Raw genomic sequence first — 5,094 nt, 5'->3', positions numbered from 1 at the left:
CAGATTGGACCTTCGAGTCGCCGGAGGCCGTGTTTACCAATCTCAAAAAGCTGCCGGGCTACTATAATTTCCAGCAACGGACAGCGGCCGAGTTTTTCTCCAATATCGCCGACTGGGGCGTGTGGGCGACGTTGAAGAACTACCTCATGTGGGACCAAATGCGGATGGATCCCACGGACTTCGCGGATGTGACGGGCTACACGTTTACCTACCTCATGAACGGGCTGTCCCCGGGCGCTAATTGGACCGGACTGTTTCGCCCAGGAGAGAAAGTCCGCTTGCGTTTCATCAACGCGGCCTCCATGACCTTTTATGACGTGCGTATTCCTGGCCTCACCATGACAGTCGTACAGGCCGATGGGCAGAATATCCAGCCCGTCCTGGTGGAGGAACTTCGTATGGGAGTGGCGGAGACGTACGACGTGATTGTCGAACCGACCGGCGACCGCGCCTATACCATCTTTGCCGAGACCATGGACCGTAGCGGATACGCGCGCGGAACGCTGGCTCCTCGGCCTGGGATGGAAGGAGAGATTCCAGAACGTCGTCCTCGTCCCCTTCGGACCATGGAAGACATGGGCATGAGCATGGAAGGGATGGAGATGAACGGTATGGATATGCCGAGCATGAAACACTCTGAGGGCAGCGGCATGACGATGCCAGGCAAGAATCCTTCCAGTGACATGCCAAGCATGGGGCACGGGCAACACGATATGGGGATGCACGATATGTCAAGTAAAGCTCCTGCCGATCCAATTGCTTCGATGATTCCCGGCGCCGAGCCCGTCAAGCACGGGCCCGACGATCATGGGACCGGCAATCAAACGGTGGCCGAGTATTCGCAGAATCGGTTTGGGGAACCAGGCAGAGGGCTGGAAAACAGCTCCCGGCGAGTGCTGCTTTACACCGATTTGAGAAGCCTTAGGCCCTATCCTGACCAACGGCAGCCGGAGCGGGAAATCGAGCTACACGTCACGGGCAATATGGCGGACCGGTATATGTGGTCATTCAATGGGGAAAAATATTCCGACGCGCCGGAGCCGATTCGTTTCCGCTACGGAGAACGGCTGCGTCTTACGTTCGTCAACGACACGATGATGGAGCACCCGCTTCATTTGCACGGCATGTGGATGCACCTGGAAAACGGCGCGGGCAAGTATCTGCCACGCAAGCACACCGTCATCGTCAAGCCCGCGGAGCGGGTATCGGTTGCGGTCACCGCGGACGCCCCCGGACCCTGGGCGTTCCATTGCCATTTACTCTTTCACATGGAGGCAGGCATGTTTCGAGTCATCGAGGTGTCCGATAAGACGCTGTAAAGGTACTCATGTCTTTTCACGCCCTTTATTCAATTGCTTTGGCATGTTCCCTGAGCGTCAACATCTGCGCTCCAGTTGCCGCTGCTGAAACCTTTGTGACCGTATCAAATAAAGGCAATGTGCTTGGTCCTTCCAACTCCGCCGGCCAGCTCAGTCCCTCGGTGAAAACAGTTCAAGCGCCGTTGGGAGGAGAGTCAGAAATCCTCGGAGGGTCTGTCCGCACCTTGCCGAACCTATCGCCACAACAGGACTGGGCTCCACCCGTCAACGATCAGGAGAACCACCTGTTTACACTGATCGACGTGCTCGAATATAGGCCCAAAACAAGCGGGAGTGAGCGGACGAGCGATTACCGCTGGGACATCGAAGGGTGGTACGGCGGAGATTACAACCGACTGTGGTTCAAGAGCGAAGGACAACAGGATACGGCTTTCAAAGCGGACTACGATGTGGACTTTCAGCTGCTGTATGGTCGGTTCATCCGAAAATATTATGATTTTCAAATCGGCCCACGTTTCGAAACGCAAACCTTTCGCGGGCGGAATGTGACCCGTGGGTTCGCGGCAATCGGGATCGAGGGAATCGTGCCCTATGATTACACGATGGAAGCGACCTTGTTCATCGACCAGAATGGCGCGGTGTCCGGGCGTATGACGTTGACGAAGGATCTATTGCTGACCCAGCGGTTGATTCTCCAGGGCCGCTTCGAGACCAATGTTGCCATACAACGAGTCGAAGAATTTACGACCGGCTCGGGGCTGAACAACCTGGAATTCGGGGTGAGGCTACGGTATGAACTTCGGCGCGAATTTGCGCCCTATGTCGGCTTTTCAGTGGATAGGAGTTTTGGCGAAACCGCCACGCTGGTGCGCCGGGAGGGGGGGGATCCGAGTCAAATTCGATTCGTAGCCGGCGTGCGTATGTGGTTCTAGCACCCTTTTGTCCTTTACTTCGTATCAGCATTTGTTTCTTTCCAGGCACATCAAGGTCGGACAACGGTCGGTGGACTGACCAGCTTCACAAGTTTGGATGAATTTTTTCAGCGCACAAGCCAGTACCCGCAAATCTTGAACCTTGGATTCCACCTGCACGAGTTTCGCCTGTGCCTGTTTCTGCACATCATCACGGCAAGCCCTTGAGGCTATCGGTAGAGTAAGTGATTCGGCAATCTCGCGTAGGGTGAAGCCTAATGCTTGGGCCTTCTTGATGAACCTCAGGCGCCGTTCCTCTTCATGCCCGTACAGTCTATATTTCGAAGGCCTTCTCGCTGACGGATTGAGCAAGTTCAGGCGCTCGTAGTAACGGACGGTCTGGACATTCACCCCAACAGTCCTAGCAAGCTGGCCGATAGTCAGTTGAGCAGCCATGTCATCACTCTGAAGGGATACACCTTGCACTACAGTATAGAGTCAAGCGACTCTACGGAGTTTCGCACCCCTCTTGACTTGATACTATGGTACAGCCCGTAGGATGGCGTTCAAAGGGAGGTGATGATTATGTGCCCCTGGGTAGAACAGTTTGGCTTTTGCCCCTATGAGGCTGCGTCCAAGGTATGGCAGTGGATGCACAGCTTCCTGCCATTATCTTATCGAAGGGCGGCAGTCTTCGTATGCTGCCGCCTTTGTTGCCTTTGCTTCACATACATGAACATGACAAGCTGCTCAGTTGGATGCGTTCGAGGCCCTCTCGATACAGCGCACAGCGTTCTTTGGCCTTTGCCATATCACCCTCGTGCTTCTGAATGCATTGCCGATAGCCTTTCAGCAGTTCGGCTGTTTCGCGTCTAATCTCCGCGTTCGCTTGCCGCTGACGGTAGTCCATGCAATTGGTTTATGTAGGCGATCCTTACTATTCCGTTCAGAACAGCGATACCGAACAATGCGATGAAACCAACGGAAGCCGGAACGGAGAGATAGAGACTACCGATCTGCAACACCACGAGATCACCGACCATGGCAAATGGAATCGCAGCAGAATCAACGTCGCCTGTCTGAGATTCCTAAACGTGACGAACAAAATAAGGACAATGAGCCCAATTGACCAACGGACATCACGATGGCCAGACGAGTCATGGCTCGCTGTTGATTTCGAACAGCTCACCCCACGTCAGCAGTTCAGTGATAATCGGACTCGGTTTTCTCAAAGATCTGAACAGCGTGCGCTGGACAACAGTGCGTGACAGATCCTGGCGTGGGTGGTGACGCTGCCGGGCTCCGCAATTCTTGCCGTGCTTGCCTACCTGCTGCTCACTCGCATTTGGGTGAGCGGTCCTACAGTCTCGTCATAATGTGAGGTGGTACATCTCGGTGATGCCTAGTCTGCACAGCAGCTCATGTTTGACACGTCTTTTGTGTAAGACAGCGCGGCTAGTTTGAGCGCCTCGGACATGGTTGGATAAACGTGCAGCAGGTGGGCGAAGTCGCCGATCGTCGCACCAAAATGAAGCCCTATGGCCGCTTCATGAATCACCTCCGCTGCGTTCATTCCGTGCATGGAAACCCCCAGCACCTTCTTCGTGTTCCTGTCCGCAACCATCTTCAGGACCCCTCTGGTCTCGCGGACCGCCCCAGCTCTGGGAACGAGGGACATCGGAATCATGCGACAATCGCACGCGTACCCGCGCGCATTGGCCTCCTCGTCCGAGAGTCCGACGACGCCCACTTGCGGGTCGGTAAAAATCGCTCGCGGAATCACGGCGTGGTTTACCTTATGGCTCCCTTTGCCGTTGAGAGCATTCTCGGCAGCAATCCCGCCGTCCTGCGCCCCCACAGGAGTCGCCATCTGGCTTCCCGTGTATGAACCAATCACGTCTCCGGCCGCATACACATGCTCGGCAGAAGTGCGCAGCTCGTCGTTGACCTTCACGAAGCCACGGTCATCCAGATCGACTCCTGGAAGGTCAAGTCCGAGCTGTGCCGTATTCGGTATGCGCCCCGTGGCAACCAGGAGCTTCGCCGCTTTCAGTTCCTTCTGCCGGCCGTCCACCTGGAGCGTGACCACGACTTGGCGTTCATCGCCATGCACCCGGCTCACGGTGGCTTTCGTATAAATGGCAATTCCCTCCTCACGAAATACCTCTGCCACTGATTGCGCAATCTCCGGCTCGTAGGCCGTAAGAATTCGCGCTCCGCGTGCCAGAATCGTAACGCTGGTGCCGAAGCGCGAAAACATCTGGCCCAGCTCAAGCGCGATGTAGCCGCCACCGAGGATGATCAGCGACACGGGAAGCTCTGTGAGTTCGATGTCTTCGTGACTGGTGAGCAGGTCGCTGGTGAGATACGGCGTGTCACGAAGCCCGGGAACCTCTGGCACTGCGGGCGAGCTTCCCGTCGCGACAAGGAACCGAGCCGCTGAGAGCACCTGCCCGTTCACGGTCACCTCGTTGGAGCCGCTGAAGCGGGCTGATCCTTCAAACACGCGGATGCGTTGAGAGTTGAAGACAATGCTCTGATACTTCTTTCCCCGGTAGTCTTCAATCACGGCATCCTTCTGCTCGATCAGGGCGCGGAAGTCCAGGCTCATCGAGGTAGGAGAGAGCCCTGGATAGCGCGGATGCTTCGTATCGTAGAGGATTTTCGCGGCTTCGATGAGATTCTTTGACGGCAAGCAGCCACGATTGGCACACGTGCCACCGAGCGTTCGCACCTCGGTCATGGCTGCCGTGTGTCCGCTTGCTGGCGCGCGAAAAACGGGAAGACAAAACACCGAGCCAGAGCCACAAAACCCCAAACCACACCCCTCCCCCCCCCCCCCCCCCCCCCGGGTTGTTCCTCCT

At 56.2% G+C, this 5,094-nt stretch carries 5 protein-coding genes and 1 pseudogene; 2 read left to right on the top strand and 4 right to left on the bottom strand.

What is annotated here, in order from left to right:
- Together ACYX34_RS09485 and ACYX34_RS09480 are read left to right on the top strand one after the other, a co-directional pair.
- The coding region (locus ACYX34_RS09485; RefSeq protein ID WP_462076315.1) for a copper resistance system multicopper oxidase at window positions 1-1,319 on the top strand (1,319 nt) is incomplete at its 5' end.
- Window positions 1,320-1,414: 95 nt separating this feature from the next.
- Entirely contained in the window at window positions 1,415-2,251 is an 837-nt protein-coding gene (locus ACYX34_RS09480) for a copper resistance protein B (RefSeq protein ID WP_462076314.1), read from the top strand.
- A gap of 24 nt (window positions 2,252-2,275) precedes the next feature.
- Here ACYX34_RS09480 and ACYX34_RS09475 read toward each other — a convergent pair whose 3' ends face one another.
- From ACYX34_RS09475 to merA, 4 genes and pseudogenes are all read right to left on the bottom strand, one after another.
- On the bottom strand, window positions 2,276-2,686 hold the full coding sequence (locus tag ACYX34_RS09475; protein WP_462076313.1) for a heavy metal-responsive transcriptional regulator: 411 nt from the start codon (window positions 2,684-2,686) through the stop codon (window positions 2,276-2,278).
- Between the two features lie 268 nt (window positions 2,687-2,954).
- Window positions 2,955-3,140, bottom strand: coding sequence for a hypothetical protein (locus ACYX34_RS09470; RefSeq protein WP_462076316.1), 186 nt, complete (start codon window positions 3,138-3,140; stop codon window positions 2,955-2,957).
- A pseudogene (locus tag ACYX34_RS09465) lies at window positions 3,136-3,406 on the bottom strand (efflux RND transporter permease subunit); the annotation flags it as partial. The gene ACYX34_RS09470 and the pseudogene ACYX34_RS09465, both read right to left, overlap by 5 nt.
- A gap of 226 nt (window positions 3,407-3,632) precedes the next feature.
- Window positions 3,633-5,094 (bottom strand): mercury(II) reductase (gene merA, locus ACYX34_RS09460; protein ID WP_462076312.1); only part of this gene is annotated, 1,462 nt, incomplete at its 5' end.

Source organism: Nitrospira sp. CMX1, from assembly GCF_054902215.1.
This window is presented reverse-complemented; position numbering and strand designations above follow the sequence as displayed.